The following is a 19,298-nucleotide window of genomic DNA, read 5'->3' on the forward strand; positions in this document are numbered from 1 at the left end:
AAAACATGACGACCCTTCATAAATACGCCTACATCTTGAATACCATGGGATTCATATAAACAGAATAATATCCTTTGTTTCTAGGCTATATTTAAAATAATTCTCTAAATAATGAAGTGCGTATGAAAAAAAGATAACCATGGTATCATTAAAAAGATGAAGTTTCTTCATCTTTTTCTCATCACCTATTTGAGATACTGTGTGCTAGTAAAAATAAGCAATAAAGGAAGTAAAAAGTGCAGCACTAAAAATGCATTTAAATTTTAAAAAAAATCTTTTGCGAATGTGGTCTCAATCGCACCTCAAAAATTCTTTAAAACTTAGATGCGTAATTTTTGATCGAAGAACGTTCTCTATTAACAACAGTCAATAAGTACCACACCTATGAGAATTTTAATTGTTGAGGATGACGAAAAATTAGCAGCCCGTCTCAAGAAAGGTCTTGAAAATAAAGGGTTCGCGGTTGACCTTGTGACCGATGGCCTTAAGGCAGTAACACGAATTAGTTTATACCGTACGATATATGAAGTGATCGTATTAGACCTCATGCTTCCTGAAAAAGATGGTTTTGACGTGTGTATTGAAGTACGAAGGCTTGGAATTAAAATACCTATTCTGGTGCTTACCGCTCGTCAGGATACCGAAGACAAAGTACGAGCGCTTGATAGCGGCGCTGATGATTATCTCGTAAAGCCGTTTTCAATAGAAGAACTTAGCGCGAGAATTCGCGCACTCACAAGACGTCCCGAAAATCAACTTCCGGTAGTGCTTCAGGTTGGTCCGATCGTACTTCATGTTAATACCAAAAAGGTGTATTGTAACAATAAGGAGATTTCTCTTACCCTTAAAGAGTTCAGCATCCTTGAATATATGATGCGACACCCCGACCAGGTCCTTAATCGGGAACAAATCATGGACCATATTTGGGGATTTGATTTCAATTCATTTAGCAACGTGGTTGATGTTCATGTGAAAAATCTACGGAAAAAACTAACCTATGGAAAAAATAAACCTGTCATCGAAACCGTCTGGGGATTCGGCTATCGACTCAATAAAGACGTTTCCTAGCATCATTCTCCGGACACAGAAACAAATAAGAGCATGCGTATATGCTGGCTCTGCCCTAATTGTTGTTTTTTTAACAGAAGGAGGGATACTATTTTTCTTGTCGGTAAAATATGAGACGCTACCCTTTTTGTTTTTGCTTACGTTGCTCGGATTGATCGGTAGTGTCGCAATAATAGCATGGTCACATCAAGCAAGACGAGTAATTAACGAGTTGCTGTTCCTTGCTGAAGCACGAGGAAAGCAAGAACGCTCAACGTTGGCGCATGATATACGAAATATCCTCGCGATTATTCAAGCGGATGTAGAAATTGCCCTCATGGGTGAGACGTCCGGAGAGGAGTTGCGTAAAACACTCAAGCAAATTATGACGGAAACGGATGAAATTAATTCAAAATTAAACGAAGTTTAGCCCTCGTTTAATTACCATACAATTCATGTATCACATATGACCAATCGTATTCTCTATATAGTAAAAGTATTGGCGCTAGCGCTCATTTATTTTGTTACTGCAAAAATAGGATTGAATTTCCATCCTATTTCCAGTTTTTCCACACTTGTTTGGTTACCAAGCGGAATTGCACTTGCCGCGCTTCTTCTCTATGGATTCGAATTATGGCCCGGCATCATGATTGGTGCTTTCATGGCAAATATTCTTATTGGCGGAACATTGCCGATAGTACTTTCCATTTCGCTGGGAAACACCCTTGAGGCATTGGCGGGAGTATACATCCTACGTCGTTATATTAAACTTGATTACTCACTTGAGCGCTTGCGTGACAGTATCGGTTTTCTTTTGGTTGCGCTTGTTGTACCGATTATTGGTGCAACAATAGGAGTAAGTACTTTGTGGGTTACCGAGATAGTTACTCAGCCAACAATCATATCGGTATGGATTACTTGGTGGCTTAGTGGAGTGCTGGGAACTCTCACGATCACCCCATTTCTCATATGCTGGCTCTCTAAACCACTCCCCTGGAGAACTGCGTCTATCGAAGTGATCGTGGAGACAACTTCGCTTTTTGCGCTTCTTGTTGGCATTGATGTTATGGTCTTTTTGACCCCTTTCACACAATTGGACTCTTTCTCGACAATTTACCTCGTTATTGTGCCACTTATGTGGGCAGCAATACGTATGGGACCATTGGGTATTACACTTTCAATATTTATAACCTCATGCATAGGATCATTGGCTGTTTTATTAAACTACGGGACATTTTCTCAAGCAGATATGCTTGCAAGGCTTTTTACAACAGAAATATTTTTAGCATTCATCGCGTTAATTTTTCTACCCTTCACTTCGATTGTAGCTGAAGAAAAAAACACAGCAGCCATGTTGAGAGAAAATGTTAAGCGTCTTCGTGAGGCATTACAGAAAATCAGCTCCGAAGATAATGCTAAAAACGAGTTTTTGGCAATCCTTGCACATGAGCTTCGAAATCCCCTCTCGCCAGTGATCACCTCTCTTGAACTTATGAATATAAAAGTTGCGGAAATCAACCGTCCTGATATTTTACAAATCATTAAAACATCTGAAACCCATGTTCGTACCATGGTTCACCTCCTTGATGACCTCTTAGATATTTCTCGCATCTCTCGTAGGAAATTTAAATTGGAAAAAGAGACCGTTGAGTTGCTGTCCATTATTAATCACGCGCAAGAAACCGTTGATGCTTTTTTTGTTTCCCGAAATCATCACTTGTCTATTTCTATGCCCAAGAAACTCATTTGGATATCCGTGGATCCGGTTCGCATCGAGCAAATATTGAACAACATCCTTCATAATTCGGCAAAATACACCCCCATGGGAGGACATATTGAACTTTTGGTTACACATAATGATGAAAAAGAAGAAGTGATAATTCGTATACGAGATAATGGGGTTGGGATTGCTCCCGATATGATACAAAAAATTTTTGAACCCTTTGTTCAAAAAAACTACACCAGGGATTCGCGGGTAAGCACTGGGCTTGGTATCGGTCTCGTCCTTACCAAACGATTAGTAGAGCTCCATGGCGGAACCATACAAGCAATGAGCGAGGGATTGGGGAAAGGAAGTGAGTTCACTGTGACCTTGCCTGGTTCTCAAAATATCCAATTGCAAATGGGAACCCCCACAAAAGAACGTCGAGGTGTGCGAAGAAAACCTTACTTTACGTTTATACCATCAAAAAAAATAGAAGTACGGTCTCCTATTCTTATTGTTGACGATAATAAAGACGCAGCTGATGGACTCAAAATGCTCCTTGAATATGCGGGGTACAAAGCAGTGGTCGCCTATAGTGGCGAGGAAACGTTTGAGGTTGTTCGAAACGTTCACCCCAAGATTATTATCCTCGATATCGGTCTGCCAGACATGAGCGGCTATGTTGTTGCGGAGCTTTTACGAAAAGAGTTTGGTGATTCGCTTACATTGATTGCCCTGACGGGATACGGGCAAGACAGAGATAGATTTGAGGCAAAAAAATCAGGCTTTAACTATCACATGACAAAACCAATCAGGATCGACGATCTTAAAAGTATACTCACTGACAATAAGGATTAAGATATTTTTTCAATACATCGCTAGAAAAAACAGGGAGATAAATCTCCCTGTTGCTTTAATTCCTCCGTTACTTTTTTCTTTCTGATTGTATTTTTCTTACCCGCTCCTTTGCATTTTTGAAGTTTTTTGTACAATGCAGTTTTTTCTTTCCCTCAAACCCCCATATCCTTACACACGTGTTACCTTTTTGTTTTTTGTAAATTACATAGAGGAGTTTAAATTTACGCTTATTTTTCTCCAAAGTGTTGATGACTGAACGCTCCACATTAAGTAGACTATGTGGAACTCCTGCGCAATCTTTGTGGCGTTCGAATTTATCCAAAGTAGCATCACACGTCCTTGCTAAATATTCCATCGTTATTTCATTTGTATCTCCATTAACCTCTATGTACCACAGAGTTTTTCGTCTTTCAATACGCATAGCAAACTCCTATTTTATGTGGCTATATACCAGTCTTACCCTACCATAAAAACCCGGGGTCGCAAGCATAGCGTAGTTAGGTATTCTATAAAAAATCTGCTATACTGCGAGTTCAAGTGAAAATTCAAATAAAAAAATGGCTCAACCAAAAATAGCTGTACGGAAAGAAACTTTTGTTGCCTCTCCAAAGGTGGCTGCGAAGTCCTCCAACCTTCTTGTTGATTCATGGGGTTACCCGATGACGTTCGTTGAGTTCTATAAAATACTGACACGCAATAAATTTACGGTGCAGATCATTAAAATAGGTTCGGAAATATTGGGTGACGCTCAAAAATTTAATGGCTTTTCGGGAAAAGTTGTTCCCAACTTATCTGAAGAAAAGATCAAAGAAAAATTTTCTGCAGACATTCGAACCGATGAAACAGGAAAGGAATATTTTTTATTGAATATCGATGACGACACCCCTCATTTTCTTCGCGAATGGACAGGTCACGCAATGCGCTTCAATCATCTAAGTAATGACTAACACTAATGCCCACTATGCGCATTCTTTAAAAAAACAGTCCCTATAAGGGACTGTTTTTTTAAACTATTTCTTTTTTCCGGAACCTTTTGGCTTTTTCTTTTCTCTGCGCTGTTTATCTCTTCCCTTTGCCATGTTTTTTAATATAAAATTTTTATCGAATATTTTTTTGCAATCGACCCATTACTTGCTTCATTTCTATTATACAGCATAAATGAACATTATCCTCGAATAACTCGCGCGATTGATTTAACTAATCTTTTATCAAATATATTCGGTACTATGTTATGAGCATTGGGTCGCGATACTAACCCCGCAATGACATGAGCTACATTACGTTTCATTTCATCGGTAATAAGAGTTACATGATTATCAAGCGCTCCGCGAAAAACCCCCGGAAACACTTGAGCATTGTTGAGTTGATTGGGAAAATCACTCCTCCCTGTCGCGACCACAAACGCCCCTCCCGAAAGCGCCACATCAGGCATGATTTCCGGCGTTGGGTTTGCAAGCGCAAAGACGATCGCCTTACTTGCCATCGTCTGCACCATTTCCTTGGTCACCAGATCGGGCGCAGAGACACCAATAAACACATCGCTCCCTTCCAATGCATCCGCCAAGCTTCCTCGTTTATCGTGTGAATTTGTCATTTCCGCGATTATTCGTTTTTCTTTGACCAACTCCGCTTGTCCCTTGTGAATAATACCCGATCGATCGACAACAAGAATATGTTTAACTCCTTCACCAATAAGTATTTTTGTAATTGCCATACCCGCAGCACCCGCCCCACTCACCACAATCTTTACGTGACTAATATTCTTCTTCACCACCTTAAGCGCATTTAAAAGTCCGGCAAGAATAATGATCGCTGTACCGTGCTGATCGTCGTGCATAACAGGAATTGTAAGTTCTTGTTTTAAACGCTCTTCGATCTCAAAGCATCGCGGAGCAGAAATGTCTTCAAGGTTGACGCCGCCAAATCCCGGCGCGATTGCTTTTACTATAGCAATAATTTCTTCGGTATTCTGTGTTGCGAGAACAATTGGCACCGCATCAATATCAGCAAATGTTTTAAAGAGAACGCACTTTCCTTCCATTACCGGGAGCGCCCCCTCTGGACCAATATTGCCCAGTCCCAGAACTGCAGAACCATCGGATATGACTGCAACACTATTTCCCTTCATGGTATAGTCGCGCACCTTCTCTTTATTTTTAGCCAAAAATAAACTTACAGCAGCAACACCCGGAGTGTATACGATGCTTAAATCTTTCAAACTCCGAAGTGATGATTTACTTACCACGGACAATTTACCACCCATCTTGAGATGATGTGCGAGCGATTGTTCTCCAATTGTTCTCTTATTTTTTTTCATGTAGCTTGAATGCAAAAACATACTATACCATGAACACCCCATGTCCAAAAAAAGAAACCGGTCAAATAAATATTGACCGGTTTGTTAACAAAAATTTAAAATACCTATTTGGGCTCCACGTTATCTATAAACTTTCTTACTGCTATAGATAGTTTGCCGAAATATATATCCATAAGACCATCAACAGAATCATTTTTTTCTTTCGCAAGGAGTTTATACCAAGATTTTCCTACTTCTTCATAGATATCCGATTTGACGTTTGGAAATGATTCGCCACCTTTAAATACGGCGTGCATGAAAAAGCAAACATTTGCATTTTTTCTCATGAGCTCGGTTGAACCTTGTTCCAGATCGCTTGCGATAAAATCACCTATAGCAAGATAGTTTTTGCCTTTGATCAAAAACAGGGAAAACGATTTAGCAATATAAAAAGAGCATTTGAGGGATACGGAGCTAGGAATATTGCATGCCTTACATTGGTACTGAATTCCATCCTGAATGTAGTCAACAAGCGAATTTACATGATTTTCCCCGCAATCTTCCCCCGAGAGTACTTTTCTATATTTGTTTATTTCGGATAATCTTGCTCGAATCGTTACACCCCAATCAACAAGCCTTTTTAAATCTCTGGGACGTTCACTAACAAGTTTTTTTATTCGAGCATTAATACCTTTTTTAAAAAGTAGTACTTGTGCATTTTTGTCCTTTAAACTCATACACAACCTCCAAATAATAAATTCTTTGCAATGTGGTCTGTTTAAATACTATTTTAATCTAGAGTTACAATATCGCACTGAATGATATTGTCAAATAAAACTTCGACATCATGCAAGGTACTATTTGTTGAAATCACATATACTGTCCTCACGTAAAGCCCCGAATTGACAAACACATCCCTCAAGCAGCTATGTGTGTACAGTGCGAACAACGCTTGGCAGCCACAGGAATCTTGCTTAAACATTCTTTACATTTCTTTGTCGTTGAATCGGGAGAAGGTTCTTTGTGTGACCGAGTGATGAGCAAATTCATCGGCTTAATTACAAAGAAAAAAATTGCAACTGCAACCAATATGAAAGAAATAAGCGCGTTAATGAAATGCCCGTACATAAACTTACTTCCATTGAGTGTGAAGATAAGCCCGCTAAAGTCTGGCACCTTTACGATTGCCGCTATAAGTGGAGTCAGGAGATCAGACACAAGTGCTGTCACAATTGTGCCAAACGCAGCACCAACTACGACACCAACAGCCAAGTCAACAACATTACCTCGTAGTAAAAATTGTTTAAACTCATTAAACATGGTTGTAATAGTAATGGTTGATTATACAAAACAGTTCCTGTACATATATATTATATTATACCACATAGAACCATGGGTATGCAGAAAACTCAATTTTATGAGAATACGGTTTGTCGTAATAAAAATATTTGACAATCTTCTTTGGGTATACTATCGTTATCCATAGCTGCCCTCACGTTTCACATTGGGCAGGATGTGTAGTAGTTCTTTACAACTCACTTTATTGGAGGTAGATATGTCAACAACTACGATGCCCAAACCGGACGGGAATCTCGCGATGATGATAAGTCAGCATCTCGACACAATCCTGCCCAAAAAACTCGAAGAAATTGAAGCCAACAAAACACCCAGTATGGCGATCATCGCCACCAAAGGTACGCTCGACTGGGCTTACCCGCCGTTTATCCTCGCTTCTACTGGTGCCGCCCTCGACTGGGATGTTTCAATATTCTTCACGTTCTACGGTCTGTTGCTTCTGAAAAAGGATCTCGACGCCGAAGTCAGCCCGCTGGGAAATCCCGCCATGCCCATGAAGATGCCGTTTGGGCCAAAATGGTTCCAGAGCTTTGTCTGGCCGATGCCGAACTTACTGATGGCCAGTGTCCCTGGATTTGAAAAAGTGGCCACGGTGCTGATGAAGAAAACCTTCAAGAATAAGGGAGTTGCTACGATCCCCGAGCTCCGTAACCTTTGCCTTGAAGCCGGCGTTAAAATGATCGCCTGCCAGATGACTGTCGATGTATTTGGCTTCAGCAAGGACGACTTCATCCCCGAGGTGAAGGATTATGTCGGTGCCACGTATTTCTTGCCAGTAGCGGCAAAATCCGACGTTTGTCTGTTTATCTGAAAAATCTAAAGTAGTTGAGTTCTTGTTTTATTTTATGCCGTGCGGCTCCACCGCACGGCATTATTTTTTAAAACTATATTTCAAAATATTATTCTAGTAGCCTAACTTCATCGTCATTGTTTTTAATCTCTTTCGTCTCAAGGTTGTCGTTTACAGTATACTCCCCTTTGCGCGCCACTGTTTTTATTTCAGTAAAACCGGTCCCCAATTCAAATGGAAGACCGGTGAGATACAAAACCAGCGAGACGACAATGATTATTAGGATAATGATACCAATCATCAGTTCATTATAGTTTCTTTTTTCTTTTTGTCATAGATTTTCTACTTTTGGATAATTTTACCGTGCTAGGCATCACCTTGATAGAAAATGTAATGATATCGTCGGCGAGTATTTCTTCTTTCTCCCGTATTTTTACTTTAAGCGGTAAAAGATATGTCCCGCTTATTCTATCGGGAAAGATAGATGTTTTCCAGCTTGTCTTGCCGATGGTAACCATGACCGGCAGTGAACCAAATCCTCGATGATATTTCCCATATTTTTCTTTGATCTCTTGCGATTCTTTTTTACTCACGCTGACAAAATGCCATCCTACTACCCCGGGATAGACCCACACTTTTTCCCGCATGGTGTATTTCATATACTTATTAGCTTAGCGGTTGTAACATTCTAACATTCTGCAGAATGTTAGAATGTTTTAATAAATTTGAGAAACAATTTACCGTGTGGTGAAAGCGCATGGGTTACCTGACGACCTTGATACGTCTTATTCAAAAGACCGGCGTGAACCAATGATCGCGTATGTTGGGAAATAGTTTTAAAATTAGCTTCAAGTTCGCCGGAAATTCCCTCAACGCTAATCCCCTCGTTTTTCTCGACAGCAATCAAAATTGCGATGCGCCAATGGTTAGCGACCCCTTTAAAATAACGTTCAAGTTGTCTGGGTGTTTTCATGGCAGATTCATTATAGCCCACATGTTTCAACATTCCAACATTCTGCAGAATGTTGGAATGTTGAAACCGTTGCCAAAATATTGCAAAAGATATAATTACCTTAAAAGGATACACTGCATGTCCACAAAACATTCGCGGTCAGGCGGTAAATTTAGCGGAAGCCATACTACGGTGATACCCTTCGCGAGTACTGTAGCCGATATCTCCGCAAAGCAATCGGAAGTGACTAAGGTAACACCAGGGTTCATTAAAGCAGGACTTCGATCTGCAGGTGGTCATCAGCGTGTAAAAATAAGAAGAAAGAATTCTTATATTCTTCTCTCGGTGCGAGACAATGCGTCACACCAAGAACTCATTGTGTACACTGAAGATCAACAAAAAGCGGTCGTCGCGATTGCCCGTGGATTACAAGATGCGGGACTTACTATATCGTTTATGAAAGATTGAAGTTCTTCCATCCCCCCGAGACAAAAATTGTCTCGGGGGGATTCATTTTCCAAAAAACTATTGACGATATACCTCATTAGGATAGTATTCATACTAGATTATAAATAGGAGAATTGTATGTTCTTATTACTTGGCAAGCGGATAATAAGAGATGAGTACTCTTCCGCCCAAGAAAAACCGGTAGCGCACCATGCGGGTCCACCATGCCCCTTTTACGGTTTCATTGGTGGTAATGGTGTTTTTGTGGAGAATTACGGCAACGCCTGCGCGCTTACGAGAGCGCATAGTCCTTGCTGTATGGAAATGGCAAAAGCAAAACCGGACTGGGATAAGTGCTCAACGTTCAACCATCCTGCAAGCACTCCAATTCTCCAAGAGATTATGGAGAATGTTGTTGCAAATCCGAAAGCACTTTGGCCGGCTGGGAAAACAAGTTGGGAGGGCGTTAAAATTCGTGTTTGGTTCCGGTATGTGATGGGCCGCGACTATCCATAAGTTCTTTCCGCAACCAGTAACCCCTCGAGACAAAAATTGTCTCGAGGGGTTTCATTTTCTAATTTATTTTTATAACCCGAGTGATTTTATGAGTGCACGAGTTTTTGCGCCGTAGTATCCTGCGGTAGGAGTAATCTTCTTTGCTTTTTGAAAACTCACAAGCGCTGCTTGTGTTGCTCCGCCAAATTTTGTCGTCTCTTTTCCCGAAGAACCCGCACCAGTTTTTGAAACAATAAATCCAATACTATTCAAGAATTTCTGAAGCGTGCGCACGTCTTCCCCTGTCGTGCCCAACTTGAGGTCACGCGTCGGCATCTTCCATATTTGAGAAGCCGGAGGCAATGGGGCAGTTTGGGCGTTTACATCACTTGCTGCTTTATTCGCCACACGCGTTGCGTTGTATTTGTAATTGGTGAGCACATCCCAGAGGAGCGGATCCTGACCCCCGTCAATTTTAAATATCGCAATTCCCCGCAAACCATATTTCACCGCAAGCTCTGCCTTCTGCTTAATAGACTCCGCATCGCTCCATGAAAGCACGCGAGTTGCGTTAGGAAGCGGAATAGGCGGCTCGGGCGATTGGGATGCCGGGAAGGTCAAGAAGAGCTCACCTGCGTTGTTTCGCACGGGTTGCATTCCAAGCTTTGTCGCAATGCCCGTTGCGTACCCCGGATTGAACGACCAGAGTTGTGAGTATTGCATTTTCCCGCTTCCGTTCTGCGCGGGAAACATGTCGTGCTCGTACCCATAGGTCGCGACTCCAATCACAAGTTTTTCTTTTTTAATATCTTGGAGCGCCAGCTTCACCACTTTATCCACCCAATCCGCGTCTGCAACCGGAACATAGGGATCTCCTTTTGCATCATTCAATTTAAGATCGTACCTTCCTTGGTCGTAGGTCATAAGACGCACACTATCGCAATATTGATTGATTGCGGTAAAGTCGTTTGCGTACTCAATATCTTTAGGAATTGATTCTGGGGACGAGTAACGCGAGTCAAGCGGCGTGCGCGCTTCGATGGTGCAGGTGATCCATTTGTTGTATCCGATCGCCTCCTTAAGGTCTTTGAGAAACAGTGAGAAGTAGGGTCGCGTGCGCGCATATTTGCCTTCGTAATCAATATCAATACCGTCTGCACCGTTCCCAAAAACTTCTTTAATAATAGAACTAATGTGCGCCTTGCGTTTTTCCGAGTCGCGGAAAATTTCATCCATGGCATCTGCATTCGCCCACATCACTGCGGGAACAAACTTCACGCCCGCGTCCTTCGCACGGGCGCGAAGCAGTACCCATTCGTCATTACCAAGCGACGAAGCTTGGTAGAGCGTACCGTCTTGCTTCACGGTATACATGAATGGGTTCACCTCAGTGAATAGATCAAGGTGAGGCAAAATGCTTTCCACCCCAAGTTTTGAGCGCCAATACGGAATCCATCCGGATATCTCGAGAGAACTGCCTGCCTGCGCCAAGCCTGTCGCGGCAGGCAGGCTTGCTTCTGTTGTGGTGGTTTGCGCATACACAAAACCGCCACTCGGAAGAATAAGCGCGAGAAGGATAAAAAGAAACACGGATTTTTTAAATACAGTATGCATATATATGCTATATAAGACGCTCATTATATCATAATCATACACCCTTGCCTGTTGTTGTGGATGAAACTCCTTGCGGTGTTTTAAGATTATGGTAGAACAATAACAGACCACATAGCGCAGACGCGCGAGGATACGAACAATGAAGCTAATTGATCGGTATATAGAGCACGTTGCATCTGAGCCGATTATGAATAAACACAGTCTATTCTGGGGAACCAGCTGCATTTTTCTGGGTGTGGTACATCTTTTTTTTGCGGGGCTTGTTGCAATCTATCCTGCTGTTTTTGATGACCCGCATTCAGTATTTGCCCTTCTGCTCGCTCTTATGGGAGCTTTTTGGATTCTTGTCGGAAAACGCCTTTTAGAAAAATGGCTAGTGTTCTTCTTTAAGAAGTAGCATTCAAAAACCCCTCTCGTGTGAGGGGGTTTTTTTGACCGATCATCGGAGAATGTTATGCGGTATCGCTATTCCGCGGCAACCAATCCATGAGCTTTTTACGATGCTGTTCGAGAGACCAGAGGTCGCCGTTCTTGAAAAGCATTGCATGTGCTGATTGAAATTTTTTCAAGAGTGCCGTGGAAGCGCGTGGAAATCCTTCGGGCATATTTTTATTGTATGATGCCAAAAAATCTGAAATAGGAATTTGTAATTGGCTTTCACTAAGTTCTTTACTGTATTTTTTCATTGTATGATGATACCACAAACCAATGAATAAAGCAATTTATTTAGAGATTTCTGGCAAACACTGGAATCCTGTGTCGATGTATTAGTTTTATTTTTTCTCCTCTAGTCAGCTTTTTTATTTGAAATTCTTGTTTCGATGCAACACTTCTGTTCTTCGCTTTTTTTATATACAGTAATTTCGACACTCCCCGCGAACTTGTATAATTGCCTCCCTTCCCACTTTTATGCTCAAGAAATCTTCGCTTAACGTCGGTGGTTATCCCTGTATACATCGTGCCGTCTTTGCATTTGATAATGTAAACAAAATACATTATGTAACTAGATGAGCGATTTTATAACGGGAATACGTCCAAGAAATATTCGGCGTAACATGCTTCCTAATCCAAATTGTTGGGCTTGCGGGAAGATTGCGATCAATACAAGAGCTGTGGCATAAATAATATGCTCTTCGACAATATATCCATGGGGAACATTGGGGAAAATATTCTGTGGAAAATAATAGAGAATCATAAGCACCGCGCCTGCCCATGCAGCCGGACGCACTGCAACACCAACCAAAAGCGCAACACCGATCAAGGTAATCCCCCACGCGTTAAGAGGGTCAACCCACCAAGTATTCATCGGTTGAGCAAACCAGGCGTAGAAATCAGGAAATGTCTTCGCGTTCAATAAAAAACCTTTTGCTGTCCAATTGGGATCAAATACTTTCTCAAGACCCGCAAAGGTCATGAACCATCCAAACAATAGACGCAATGTCGTCGCTGCGATCGTTATTTTTGAATTCATAAGATATATTTTTTAAAATTTAATACTGGTTAACAACGTATTTCTGGTGGTTTAATTATACCGCTTCAATAATTCTAAGATATTCTTCGCGCGACACACCCAGCACTCTTAAATTATTAAGAATAATAAAAGCAGGAAGCGCAGTGTCGCGTGGAATTACTACGGGTCTTTTGATACCGCTTTTCCAATAAACACGATGGTCACCTTTCTCTCTTTTAAATTCACACCCCATCTTAATTAAAAACTTCTCAAATTCTTTCCAATGAATAGCTTGGATGCGTGGCATGGGGAATATTAGGTAAAAATGGGAATTTGCAGGCCAATAGACTGCGAAGAAATTACTTTTGGAGGAGTCCAAACTTTTTGCACTTTTTTCCAGCCCAATTCGGACAAAACATCATCAGCTGTTTTTGCCTCTATAATTTCCTCTAAAAACAAGTTCGCCAACACAACAAATCGCTCTTTTACATCTTTTTCAGATTTCCCGGAAGTAGAGATGTCGAGTGCGGGAGTATACGCCACAAAACGCTTATTTTGCTTAGTAATGAGCACGGGTAAATTGAAAGACAATTTGTTATGTACCATATGGAGATAATATCAAGATTGAGTTTCTTTTACAACTCCCTGTAATGACCTTTTGGGTGGATTTTTAAAAACTTTTCTATGGATACGGGAGGGGTTGATCACGAATCGACTATTTTAACGGTGAGGACAACCGGCCCAACAACAAGGTCGGCGCATTCCGCCTTTCAGCTTCGAGAGCGCCTTCTTGATTCGGATACTCCTCGTCTCTGCTTTCTTGGCAGACTCAATCCAGCAAATCCACTCATTGCGCGCAAGTGGTGTAATATCCTCCCATGCTACTCGCGCCGTTGGGGAAGAAGTAAGAGTCTTTTGTAAATCCGCTGGCATTCTGTGTACAACACCGGCGGCGACCTGCCTGCCGGTAGGCAAGGTTTCTTTTTTTGTCATACCTTTCATGTTGTGTACGTTAGCATATTTCTGTTTGTTATTCATGAAAGAATTCTGGGCGAAACCCCCGTCGCGTCGCGAGGCATAGCTCCGCATTTGGGCGAAAAAACGAATTCCGAAACTTGGCTGGGGGACTTGGAATCCCTTCGATATCCTCAGGGTAAACTTCTCATCCATGTACGTCAAGCACTTCAGTAAGCTCAACGCGGTTTATTCCAAATTTTCCACCTATTAATTTCTGTTTCTTTGCACGACTCCATCCCTTAAGCTGTTTTTCTCGTATGGCGGATTTATGCCTTGTGTCGTATTTTTCACAATATACTATTTTTATATCAGAAAACTTTTTTGTAAAAAACGATTCCTTGTTCTTATGTTCCCCTAATCGTCTTACAACATTGTTGCACATCCCAACGTAAAAAGTTTTCTGGTTGCAAAGAAGTATGTATACGTACCACATGTCTGATTTTTGAACTTTAAGCTCGCACTGAGCTTGCCGAAGTGCTGGGGGACTTGGAATCGAACCAAGATTAACGGCTTCAAAGGCCGCTGTCCTACCGTTAGACGATCCCCCAATGTATTCTTATTTTCTTAATTTAGGGGAACAGGCAATCTCCCCAATGTTTCCCTATTCTGCTATAAAAATGCGTTATCGGCAAGAAAAAACGACCCCCGTTATAAATTGGGGGCCGTTCTACGTTCAAATAAATTCACCCATCCTCAGACAGTTCATAGATAGGATCTAGTGGAAATTCAGGGTCACCTTCACTAATCATGTACATTGAAACTTGAAGGTTTTGTTCTGCGGGATGACCTCCGAAACTTCTCACAATAGAGACTTCTGGAATTTCATTTCCATCATCATCCGTGGATAATAATTCATCCCTTATTTCCTTGGGGAGCATGCGCCCAGCAGCCGTGAGCTCGCCGAAACTACCACATGTTCTGCATATTGAATTATTCTTTTTTCCTGTCCCACGACACCGTCCACATGTCTTTCTGTTCTTTCTGTCGTTTTCCATGAACTACTCCTTTTTCTCGTTGGTAGATACTATGTTTATTCCGTAAATACTTTACGGTTTTTATATTTTTTTGTCAATAGTTGCCGTATGTTCAAGGTTCATCAAAAGAATCTCCAGGGGGAGCTCCGGTATACTCGCATGACGTATCATGCTATGCGCACCAAGCATCGCTTCCAGTGTTTTTGATGTAAGTTCCACCCCCCTCTTCCCGCTCATATCCTTAAGAAACTCAAAATCCTCATCAGTAAACTCTTCTTTAATTCCTTCTTCCATGTCTTTTGCAAATCGAATTAAAAGAATCATTCGCATTTTATGAAGCACAAGTTTCAAAAATATTTGCATATCAATATTCTGTTTCGAAGTCTTCTGAATGACATTCATGCCTTGAGAAATATTCTTCTCTGCAAGAGCGGAAATAAATTCATTTACCAATCCTCCGTTCGGCGCACCCGTGACCTCAAGCACTTCGTTGACTGACACTTTTTTGTCCCTTGATGAGCTCAATACTTTTTGCAAAATTCCTTGCGCATCGCGAAACGAACCATCTCCCAAAAGTGCTATGAGATCTGCAGATGCGGGTTCAATCATAAATCCTTCTTTTTTTGCGATAGCGACAATGATGTCTTTAAGAACCTCATGGCTTGGTTTTTTGAATGTGAATGTTTGGCAACGCGAAATCACAGTCTCTGGAAGTTTATTGAGTTCCGTGGTGGCTAAAATAAAAATGACGTGCTTGGGTGGCTCTTCCAAGGTTTTAAGAAGTGCATTGAATGCCTCTTTGGTGAGCATGTGCACTTCATCGATAATATAAACTTTATAGGGAGACTGGAACGGAAGCGTGCGCACGCCATCGCGAAGTTCACGAATATCATCAATCCCGCGATTCGATGCGGCATCTATTTCGTAGAGGTCATTATCAGAACAGCCGATAGATTTTGCAAAAATACGCGCAACAGAAGTCTTCCCTGTCCCGCGTGAACCAGCAAAGAGATATGCGTGCGCAACGTTGCCCGCCGCTATCGCGCCTAAAAGCACTTTTACCACATGTTCCTGTCCCAAAACATCTTTGAATGTTTGTGGGCGATATTTTCGATATAATGCAACTGCGGATTTATTTGGTTCGTGAGTCATAATAGAGTTTATTATACACGACTCTTTGTTACAAAAAAGCCCCTTGTTTCGAGGGACTTTTTTGACTCCTTACGCAGATGTTTTCATCTATACTATACTCAAATCATATATCTGCCATAAAAAATGCCGACCATATTTTATTTGGCATTTTTTTTATTTTGAGAAACCTTACCTACTTGTTTTTTTGCTTCACGCTCAATAGTATTCCAATGTTTTTTTAGATTTATCGCAACCTTGTTAAGTTCATTTTTATCAATAGATTTAAGCGCGTTATATTTCTTCGTTACCATATCAACAACTGCAAGATAATCCTTTTTTCCCAGACTCTTTAGTTTCTTTGCGTGTGAAACAACATCGGTATGAACTTTTACTGCGAGTGTTTTAACTTTTTTACGATTTTTTGCACCGTCTTTGCCATAAAGATAGAGCCCCGCTGCGCCTGCTAATGCAGCTGCGGTTACGAGACCTACGCCTAATCCAATCTTTTTTCCTGTTATTTTTTTTACATTCATTGTTTTTGTATCTTTTTAATAATTAATTACCCTTACAATATTTCTGCTTTCACTGCATATATCCGCGTCAACTGCCAATTCATTTTTTTGTTCTTTTGTTTGGTTTTCTTAAAAAATCAGTTATGTGTTTCCACCGCATTCCCTCGCGTTTGACCGTTGCCCGTAGTTCAGATATATCTTGAGAAATATTCTTGCTCTCTATTTTCACAATATCTGAAATATCCCGCACATTGCGCATCACACCGATAAGATACACCATGAGCACGACCAAGGTGACAGTAAATGTAACTACCGCGATCGTAGTCACAAAAAAGAATATATCTTCTTTCATGAATTCAGCCATAGAGCCATTATATGAAGTTTTTCCTCATTATGCAATCATGTACCGCGCAATTTGCCATAGATGAAACGTAAAATGACAAAGACGAGAATAATAAGTACTGTATAAAACAAATAGCGTTTATCAAATATCATCTCCAGCACTGCGAGTATTCCCCAATATACATAGCGTAGAGGTTTTTCGACTTTGTTTTTCCAGTTTCCTTGAGAAGCTTGCCCATTTGTCGCATCTATTGAAGTGTTCATATCACCGACTACATTCGTAGATGTGGCACTCTTGCTGTCCACTATACCAGATAGCTTACTAAGAGATCTTTTATTTTCTGCAAATTCTTCGCGAATAACAACAAATTGTTTATTTCGAAAGTTTTCAATGAAGTTTCCTGTATTCTCAAGCGTGCCAGCAACAGAATCCGGTACGACATTTTTGACCATGTTCATTCCCCTACCAAAGACAAGTGATTCTGGGGAACCCTCTTTATCGGGAGGAGTATCAACACCATCGGCAATACCATCACCATCAGTATCTTGCTTGAATGGATGAGTCCCGCGCGCACGTTCATCCAAATCAGAAAGTCCGTCCCCGTCATCATCGGGATCTTCCTTGTTCCCGATTCCATCCCCATCAGTATCCACATCAACAAAAACCCCTCGCTCTGAAGTTCCATTGCTCTCAATGATGACTGAAGCAGTATTGCCATTGGAAAGTTTTATTTTTGGATCTGTGATTTTTGCCGAGATACGATAATCTCCCGCAATCGCCTTCCAAATAAAAGATATGACTTTTATTTTCTGCGCATCGGTTATCGTAAATGGAGTTCTCCCGACAAGCTTGATTCCGTCATAATACTCAACCGTACCAGAAAATGTTCCTTCATTATTATTAACTACAATGGTATTGATAGATACCTCCTCACCTTCAAGAACCGGCTCATGTGAAAGCCAAAGATTTTGATTAGGAAATCCTGTATTTTTGATTACCTTTTCATCTGCCGCAAGCGAAATTCCGATGAATGATCCCAGAAATAAAAGTGTTGCCGCCAAGGCGATTGTTAGTGTTTTATTTTTCATTTTTATTTAAATAGACCAACTACGCAATAATTTTTCGTAACGAGATGACGAATTTTCTGGCGAAAACAACGAAGCGCGAGGAGGTGAATACAGCGTATTCATTGACGAGAGATGAGTTGTTTGTAGTTGAAAATTTGTCATTGCAGTAGAAAAGGTTATTGCGTAGTGGGTCTAATGACTCCAGATTCAATAAATGTATTTGTAATACTTTCGACTTCGTTTGAATTTTTAGCACTCATGAGCTTCATGCGAAGTTCTTTAGCACCCTCAAATCCGTTTACATATGCTTTATAATGCTTCTTCATAATAGCAAAATTTTTAACACCCCCCAAGAGCTCTTCAAAAAGATGCGTATGCTCAACCATAACACGCAATTTTTCCCCTATTGTAGGACTGGGTATATCGGCAAATAACCACGGATTGCCGAAAATCGCCCGCCCGAGCATCACGCCATCGGCGCCTGTCTCGCGCGCTTTTTCTTTCGCATCGCTCAAATCTTTTACATCGCCATTGCCAACGATGAGCGTGCGCTCGGTGCCGTGTTTCTCCGCAAAATCGCGCGCAATTACTACCGCATGCGCTACGTGCTCCCAACGCGCAGGCACAAGCGACATTTCTTTGCGCGTACGCGCATGTATAGTAACAACCGCAGGTTCCTCTGCTAAAATTTCAGGAAGCCATTTGTCGAGAATAACTTTGTTGTAGCCGACACGAGTTTTTACGGAGACTGGTAATCCTCCACTACCCTCTTTTGCGGCGCGAATCAGCTCACGCGCAAGCGCCGGAGTTTTAATAAGCGCCGCACCTGCACATTGTTTTTCTACTGACTTGTCAGGACATCCCATATTGATATCGATGCCATCAAACCCAAGATCTTTAATAAGCGCGGCACACTCTCGGAAATGCTCGGGATTTGAACCAAAAATCTGTGCCACGATCGGATGTTCTTCTTCGGAATATTTGAAATCAGTAAGAAGCGCTGGGCGCCCCGCGGAACAAAGCCCATCGCAAGAAACAAATTCGGTATAAAAAACATCAGGACCCCCTTGCAGCTTCCCGTGGTTGCTATATTTCGCAATAAGACGCCGAAAAGCCGCGTCGGTGACATCCGCCATCGGTGCCATAACAAAGAACGGTCTCTTTAATTTCCCCCAAAATCCTTGTGTCATTGTCGCAATACTATCATAAAAAAGATGCGCTGAAGATTTGCGCATCCCGTACAT

The 19,298-nt window shown here is 41.4% G+C and carries 28 protein-coding genes, 1 tRNA gene and 1 pseudogene; 8 read left to right on the plus strand and 22 right to left on the minus strand.

The features are described from left to right. Window positions 1-384: 384 nt before the first annotated feature. The 3 genes from Q7S11_02500 to Q7S11_02510 all read left to right on the plus strand — a co-directional run bounded on the left by Q7S11_02500 (window position 385) and on the right by Q7S11_02510 (window position 3,610). Window positions 385-1,068 carry a response regulator transcription factor gene (locus tag Q7S11_02500; protein MDO8572622.1) on the plus strand — a complete coding sequence of 228 codons (684 nt, stop codon included), beginning with the start codon at window positions 385-387 and terminating at the stop codon, window positions 1,066-1,068. Window positions 1,069-1,165: 97 nt separating this feature from the next. After that, on the plus strand, window positions 1,166-1,477 hold the full coding sequence (locus Q7S11_02505; GenBank protein MDO8572623.1) for a hypothetical protein: 312 nt from the start codon (window positions 1,166-1,168) through the stop codon (window positions 1,475-1,477). Between the two features lie 36 nt (window positions 1,478-1,513). Next, the gene (locus Q7S11_02510; GenBank protein ID MDO8572624.1) at window positions 1,514-3,610 is read left to right on the plus strand and encodes an MASE1 domain-containing protein; all 2,097 of its coding nucleotides are present in this window, start codon (window positions 1,514-1,516) and stop codon (window positions 3,608-3,610) included. 67 nt (window positions 3,611-3,677) lie between these two features. Here Q7S11_02510 and Q7S11_02515 read toward each other — a convergent pair whose 3' ends face one another. Beyond that, window positions 3,678-4,031: a hypothetical protein gene (locus Q7S11_02515; protein MDO8572625.1), complete on the minus strand. Its 354-nt coding sequence runs from the start codon at window positions 4,029-4,031 to the stop codon at window positions 3,678-3,680. Window positions 4,032-4,167: 136 nt separating this feature from the next. Between Q7S11_02515 and Q7S11_02520 the strand changes: the two genes are divergently transcribed. Further along, on the plus strand, window positions 4,168-4,557 hold the full coding sequence (locus Q7S11_02520) for a hypothetical protein (GenBank protein MDO8572626.1): 390 nt from the start codon (window positions 4,168-4,170) through the stop codon (window positions 4,555-4,557). Window positions 4,558-4,775: 218 nt separating this feature from the next. On the opposite strand, the gene Q7S11_02525 is transcribed toward Q7S11_02520, so the two are convergent. The 3 genes from Q7S11_02525 to mscL all read right to left on the minus strand — a co-directional run bounded on the left by Q7S11_02525 (window position 4,776) and on the right by mscL (window position 7,226). Beyond that, window positions 4,776-5,927 (minus strand): NADP-dependent malic enzyme, encoded by a 1,152-nt coding sequence (locus Q7S11_02525; GenBank protein ID MDO8572627.1) that lies wholly within the window; start codon window positions 5,925-5,927, stop codon window positions 4,776-4,778. A 104-nt stretch (window positions 5,928-6,031) separates the two neighbouring features. Continuing rightward, on the minus strand, window positions 6,032-6,643 hold the full coding sequence (locus Q7S11_02530) for a hypothetical protein (protein ID MDO8572628.1): 612 nt from the start codon (window positions 6,641-6,643) through the stop codon (window positions 6,032-6,034). 181 nt (window positions 6,644-6,824) lie between these two features. Then, window positions 6,825-7,226, minus strand: coding sequence for a large conductance mechanosensitive channel protein MscL (gene mscL, locus Q7S11_02535; GenBank protein ID MDO8572629.1), 402 nt, complete (start codon window positions 7,224-7,226; stop codon window positions 6,825-6,827). Window positions 7,227-7,578: 352 nt separating this feature from the next. Here mscL and Q7S11_02540 point away from each other — a divergent pair, with 352 nt between their 5' ends. Then, window positions 7,579-8,073, plus strand: coding sequence for a DsrE/DsrF/DrsH-like family protein (locus Q7S11_02540; GenBank protein MDO8572630.1), 495 nt, complete (start codon window positions 7,579-7,581; stop codon window positions 8,071-8,073). Window positions 8,074-8,161: 88 nt separating this feature from the next. On the opposite strand, the gene Q7S11_02545 is transcribed toward Q7S11_02540, so the two are convergent. The 3 genes and pseudogenes from Q7S11_02545 to Q7S11_02555 all read right to left on the minus strand — a co-directional run bounded on the left by Q7S11_02545 (window position 8,162) and on the right by Q7S11_02555 (window position 9,025). Beyond that, window positions 8,162-8,353, minus strand: coding sequence for a hypothetical protein (locus Q7S11_02545; GenBank protein ID MDO8572631.1), 192 nt, complete (start codon window positions 8,351-8,353; stop codon window positions 8,162-8,164). A 73-nt stretch (window positions 8,354-8,426) separates the two neighbouring features. Then, window positions 8,427-8,711, minus strand: a pseudogene (locus Q7S11_02550) (DUF1905 domain-containing protein). 47 nt (window positions 8,712-8,758) lie between these two features. After that, window positions 8,759-9,025 (minus strand): winged helix-turn-helix domain-containing protein, encoded by a 267-nt coding sequence (locus tag Q7S11_02555; protein MDO8572632.1) that lies wholly within the window; start codon window positions 9,023-9,025, stop codon window positions 8,759-8,761. A 117-nt stretch (window positions 9,026-9,142) separates the two neighbouring features. Here Q7S11_02555 and Q7S11_02560 point away from each other — a divergent pair, with 117 nt between their 5' ends. Both Q7S11_02560 and Q7S11_02565 read left to right on the plus strand, forming a co-directional pair. Beyond that, window positions 9,143-9,472: a DUF2103 domain-containing protein gene (locus Q7S11_02560; protein MDO8572633.1), complete on the plus strand. Its 330-nt coding sequence runs from the start codon at window positions 9,143-9,145 to the stop codon at window positions 9,470-9,472. A 117-nt stretch (window positions 9,473-9,589) separates the two neighbouring features. Then, window positions 9,590-9,967 (plus strand): hypothetical protein, encoded by a 378-nt coding sequence (locus tag Q7S11_02565; protein ID MDO8572634.1) that lies wholly within the window; start codon window positions 9,590-9,592, stop codon window positions 9,965-9,967. Window positions 9,968-10,036: 69 nt separating this feature from the next. On the opposite strand, the gene Q7S11_02570 is transcribed toward Q7S11_02565, so the two are convergent. Further along, on the minus strand, window positions 10,037-11,560 hold the full coding sequence (locus Q7S11_02570; GenBank protein MDO8572635.1) for a glycosyl hydrolase family 18 protein: 1,524 nt from the start codon (window positions 11,558-11,560) through the stop codon (window positions 10,037-10,039). A gap of 139 nt (window positions 11,561-11,699) precedes the next feature. On the opposite strand from Q7S11_02570, the gene Q7S11_02575 reads away from it, so the two are divergent. After that, window positions 11,700-11,957 (plus strand): hypothetical protein, encoded by a 258-nt coding sequence (locus Q7S11_02575; GenBank protein ID MDO8572636.1) that lies wholly within the window; start codon window positions 11,700-11,702, stop codon window positions 11,955-11,957. 55 nt (window positions 11,958-12,012) lie between these two features. Here Q7S11_02575 and Q7S11_02580 read toward each other — a convergent pair whose 3' ends face one another. The 14 genes from Q7S11_02580 to Q7S11_02645 all read right to left on the minus strand — a co-directional run bounded on the left by Q7S11_02580 (window position 12,013) and on the right by Q7S11_02645 (window position 19,289). After that, on the minus strand, window positions 12,013-12,165 hold the full coding sequence (locus tag Q7S11_02580; GenBank protein ID MDO8572637.1) for a hypothetical protein: 153 nt from the start codon (window positions 12,163-12,165) through the stop codon (window positions 12,013-12,015). Window positions 12,166-12,286: 121 nt separating this feature from the next. Continuing rightward, the gene (locus Q7S11_02585; protein ID MDO8572638.1) at window positions 12,287-12,556 is read right to left on the minus strand and encodes a GIY-YIG nuclease family protein; all 270 of its coding nucleotides are present in this window, start codon (window positions 12,554-12,556) and stop codon (window positions 12,287-12,289) included. Window positions 12,557-12,563: 7 nt separating this feature from the next. After that, window positions 12,564-13,031, minus strand: a complete 468-nt coding sequence (locus Q7S11_02590) for a DoxX family protein (GenBank protein ID MDO8572639.1) — start codon at window positions 13,029-13,031, stop codon at window positions 12,564-12,566. A 55-nt stretch (window positions 13,032-13,086) separates the two neighbouring features. Next, window positions 13,087-13,317 carry a type II toxin-antitoxin system HicA family toxin gene (locus Q7S11_02595; GenBank protein ID MDO8572640.1) on the minus strand — a complete coding sequence of 77 codons (231 nt, stop codon included), beginning with the start codon at window positions 13,315-13,317 and terminating at the stop codon, window positions 13,087-13,089. A gap of 8 nt (window positions 13,318-13,325) precedes the next feature. Next, window positions 13,326-13,616 (minus strand): hypothetical protein, encoded by a 291-nt coding sequence (locus Q7S11_02600; protein ID MDO8572641.1) that lies wholly within the window; start codon window positions 13,614-13,616, stop codon window positions 13,326-13,328. A 114-nt stretch (window positions 13,617-13,730) separates the two neighbouring features. Further along, on the minus strand, window positions 13,731-14,003 hold the full coding sequence (locus tag Q7S11_02605; GenBank protein ID MDO8572642.1) for a YdeI/OmpD-associated family protein: 273 nt from the start codon (window positions 14,001-14,003) through the stop codon (window positions 13,731-13,733). Between the two features lie 169 nt (window positions 14,004-14,172). Continuing rightward, window positions 14,173-14,460 carry a GIY-YIG nuclease family protein gene (locus Q7S11_02610; protein ID MDO8572643.1) on the minus strand — a complete coding sequence of 96 codons (288 nt, stop codon included), beginning with the start codon at window positions 14,458-14,460 and terminating at the stop codon, window positions 14,173-14,175. Window positions 14,461-14,504: 44 nt separating this feature from the next. Then, a tRNA-Gln gene (locus Q7S11_02615) sits at window positions 14,505-14,575 on the minus strand. A gap of 135 nt (window positions 14,576-14,710) precedes the next feature. Continuing rightward, window positions 14,711-15,022 (minus strand): hypothetical protein, encoded by a 312-nt coding sequence (locus tag Q7S11_02620; GenBank protein ID MDO8572644.1) that lies wholly within the window; start codon window positions 15,020-15,022, stop codon window positions 14,711-14,713. A 60-nt stretch (window positions 15,023-15,082) separates the two neighbouring features. Continuing rightward, window positions 15,083-16,153 (minus strand): DNA polymerase III subunit gamma/tau, encoded by a 1,071-nt coding sequence (gene dnaX, locus Q7S11_02625; protein MDO8572645.1) that lies wholly within the window; start codon window positions 16,151-16,153, stop codon window positions 15,083-15,085. Between the two features lie 137 nt (window positions 16,154-16,290). After that, a complete protein-coding gene (locus tag Q7S11_02630; protein MDO8572646.1) occupies window positions 16,291-16,665 on the minus strand; it encodes a hypothetical protein in 375 nt (124 codons plus the stop codon). A gap of 79 nt (window positions 16,666-16,744) precedes the next feature. Further along, window positions 16,745-17,008, minus strand: coding sequence for a hypothetical protein (locus Q7S11_02635; GenBank protein ID MDO8572647.1), 264 nt, complete (start codon window positions 17,006-17,008; stop codon window positions 16,745-16,747). Between the two features lie 35 nt (window positions 17,009-17,043). Continuing rightward, window positions 17,044-18,075: a hypothetical protein gene (locus Q7S11_02640; protein MDO8572648.1), complete on the minus strand. Its 1,032-nt coding sequence runs from the start codon at window positions 18,073-18,075 to the stop codon at window positions 17,044-17,046. Between the two features lie 155 nt (window positions 18,076-18,230). Further along, window positions 18,231-19,289 carry a tRNA-dihydrouridine synthase gene (locus Q7S11_02645; protein MDO8572649.1) on the minus strand — a complete coding sequence of 353 codons (1,059 nt, stop codon included), beginning with the start codon at window positions 19,287-19,289 and terminating at the stop codon, window positions 18,231-18,233. Window positions 19,290-19,298: the final 9 nt, after the last annotated feature.

It is taken from the genome of bacterium (assembly GCA_030648955.1).
Lineage (GTDB): Bacteria > Patescibacteriota > Minisyncoccia > Phycocordibacterales > JAUSHB01 > JAUSHB01.

Bases quoted from the DNA above. Each gene is read 5' to 3' on its own strand.
- Q7S11_02555 (MDO8572632.1), bottom strand. From the start codon at position 9,025: ATGAAAACACCCAGACAACTTGAACGTTATTTTAAAGGGGTCGCTAAC.
- Q7S11_02560 (MDO8572633.1), top strand. From the start codon at position 9,143: ATGTCCACAAAACATTCGCGGTCAGGCGGTAAATTTAGCGGAAGCCAT.
- Q7S11_02600 (MDO8572641.1), bottom strand. From the start codon at position 13,616: ATGGTACATAACAAATTGTCTTTCAATTTACCCGTGCTCATTACTAAG.
- dnaX (MDO8572645.1), bottom strand. From the start codon at position 16,153: ATGACTCACGAACCAAATAAATCCGCAGTTGCATTATATCGAAAATAT.
- Q7S11_02605 (MDO8572642.1), bottom strand. From the start codon at position 14,003: ATGACAAAAAAAGAAACCTTGCCTACCGGCAGGCAGGTCGCCGCCGGT.
- Q7S11_02610 (MDO8572643.1), bottom strand. From the start codon at position 14,460: ATGTGGTACGTATACATACTTCTTTGCAACCAGAAAACTTTTTACGTT.
- Q7S11_02515 (MDO8572625.1), bottom strand. From the start codon at position 4,031: ATGCGTATTGAAAGACGAAAAACTCTGTGGTACATAGAGGTTAATGGA.
- Q7S11_02635 (MDO8572647.1), bottom strand. From the start codon at position 17,008: ATGGCTGAATTCATGAAAGAAGATATATTCTTTTTTGTGACTACGATC.
- Q7S11_02510 (MDO8572624.1), top strand. From the start codon at position 1,514: ATGACCAATCGTATTCTCTATATAGTAAAAGTATTGGCGCTAGCGCTC.
- Q7S11_02525 (MDO8572627.1), bottom strand. From the start codon at position 5,927: ATGAAAAAAAATAAGAGAACAATTGGAGAACAATCGCTCGCACATCAT.
- Q7S11_02590 (MDO8572639.1), bottom strand. From the start codon at position 13,031: ATGAATTCAAAAATAACGATCGCAGCGACGACATTGCGTCTATTGTTT.
- Q7S11_02565 (MDO8572634.1), top strand. From the start codon at position 9,590: ATGTTCTTATTACTTGGCAAGCGGATAATAAGAGATGAGTACTCTTCC.
- Q7S11_02500 (MDO8572622.1), top strand. From the start codon at position 385: ATGAGAATTTTAATTGTTGAGGATGACGAAAAATTAGCAGCCCGTCTC.
- Q7S11_02575 (MDO8572636.1), top strand. From the start codon at position 11,700: ATGAAGCTAATTGATCGGTATATAGAGCACGTTGCATCTGAGCCGATT.
- mscL (MDO8572629.1), bottom strand. From the start codon at position 7,226: ATGTTTAATGAGTTTAAACAATTTTTACTACGAGGTAATGTTGTTGAC.
- Q7S11_02545 (MDO8572631.1), bottom strand. From the start codon at position 8,353: ATGATTGGTATCATTATCCTAATAATCATTGTCGTCTCGCTGGTTTTG.
- Q7S11_02540 (MDO8572630.1), top strand. From the start codon at position 7,579: ATGGCGATCATCGCCACCAAAGGTACGCTCGACTGGGCTTACCCGCCG.
- Q7S11_02530 (MDO8572628.1), bottom strand. From the start codon at position 6,643: ATGAGTTTAAAGGACAAAAATGCACAAGTACTACTTTTTAAAAAAGGT.
- Q7S11_02645 (MDO8572649.1), bottom strand. From the start codon at position 19,289: ATGCGCAAATCTTCAGCGCATCTTTTTTATGATAGTATTGCGACAATG.
- Q7S11_02595 (MDO8572640.1), bottom strand. From the start codon at position 13,317: ATGCCACGCATCCAAGCTATTCATTGGAAAGAATTTGAGAAGTTTTTA.
- Q7S11_02640 (MDO8572648.1), bottom strand. From the start codon at position 18,075: ATGAAAAATAAAACACTAACAATCGCCTTGGCGGCAACACTTTTATTT.
- Q7S11_02570 (MDO8572635.1), bottom strand. From the start codon at position 11,560: ATGCATACTGTATTTAAAAAATCCGTGTTTCTTTTTATCCTTCTCGCG.
- Q7S11_02620 (MDO8572644.1), bottom strand. From the start codon at position 15,022: ATGGAAAACGACAGAAAGAACAGAAAGACATGTGGACGGTGTCGTGGG.
- Q7S11_02630 (MDO8572646.1), bottom strand. From the start codon at position 16,665: ATGAATGTAAAAAAAATAACAGGAAAAAAGATTGGATTAGGCGTAGGT.
- Q7S11_02520 (MDO8572626.1), top strand. From the start codon at position 4,168: ATGGCTCAACCAAAAATAGCTGTACGGAAAGAAACTTTTGTTGCCTCT.
- Q7S11_02580 (MDO8572637.1), bottom strand. From the start codon at position 12,165: ATGCCCGAAGGATTTCCACGCGCTTCCACGGCACTCTTGAAAAAATTT.
- Q7S11_02585 (MDO8572638.1), bottom strand. From the start codon at position 12,556: ATGTATTTTGTTTACATTATCAAATGCAAAGACGGCACGATGTATACA.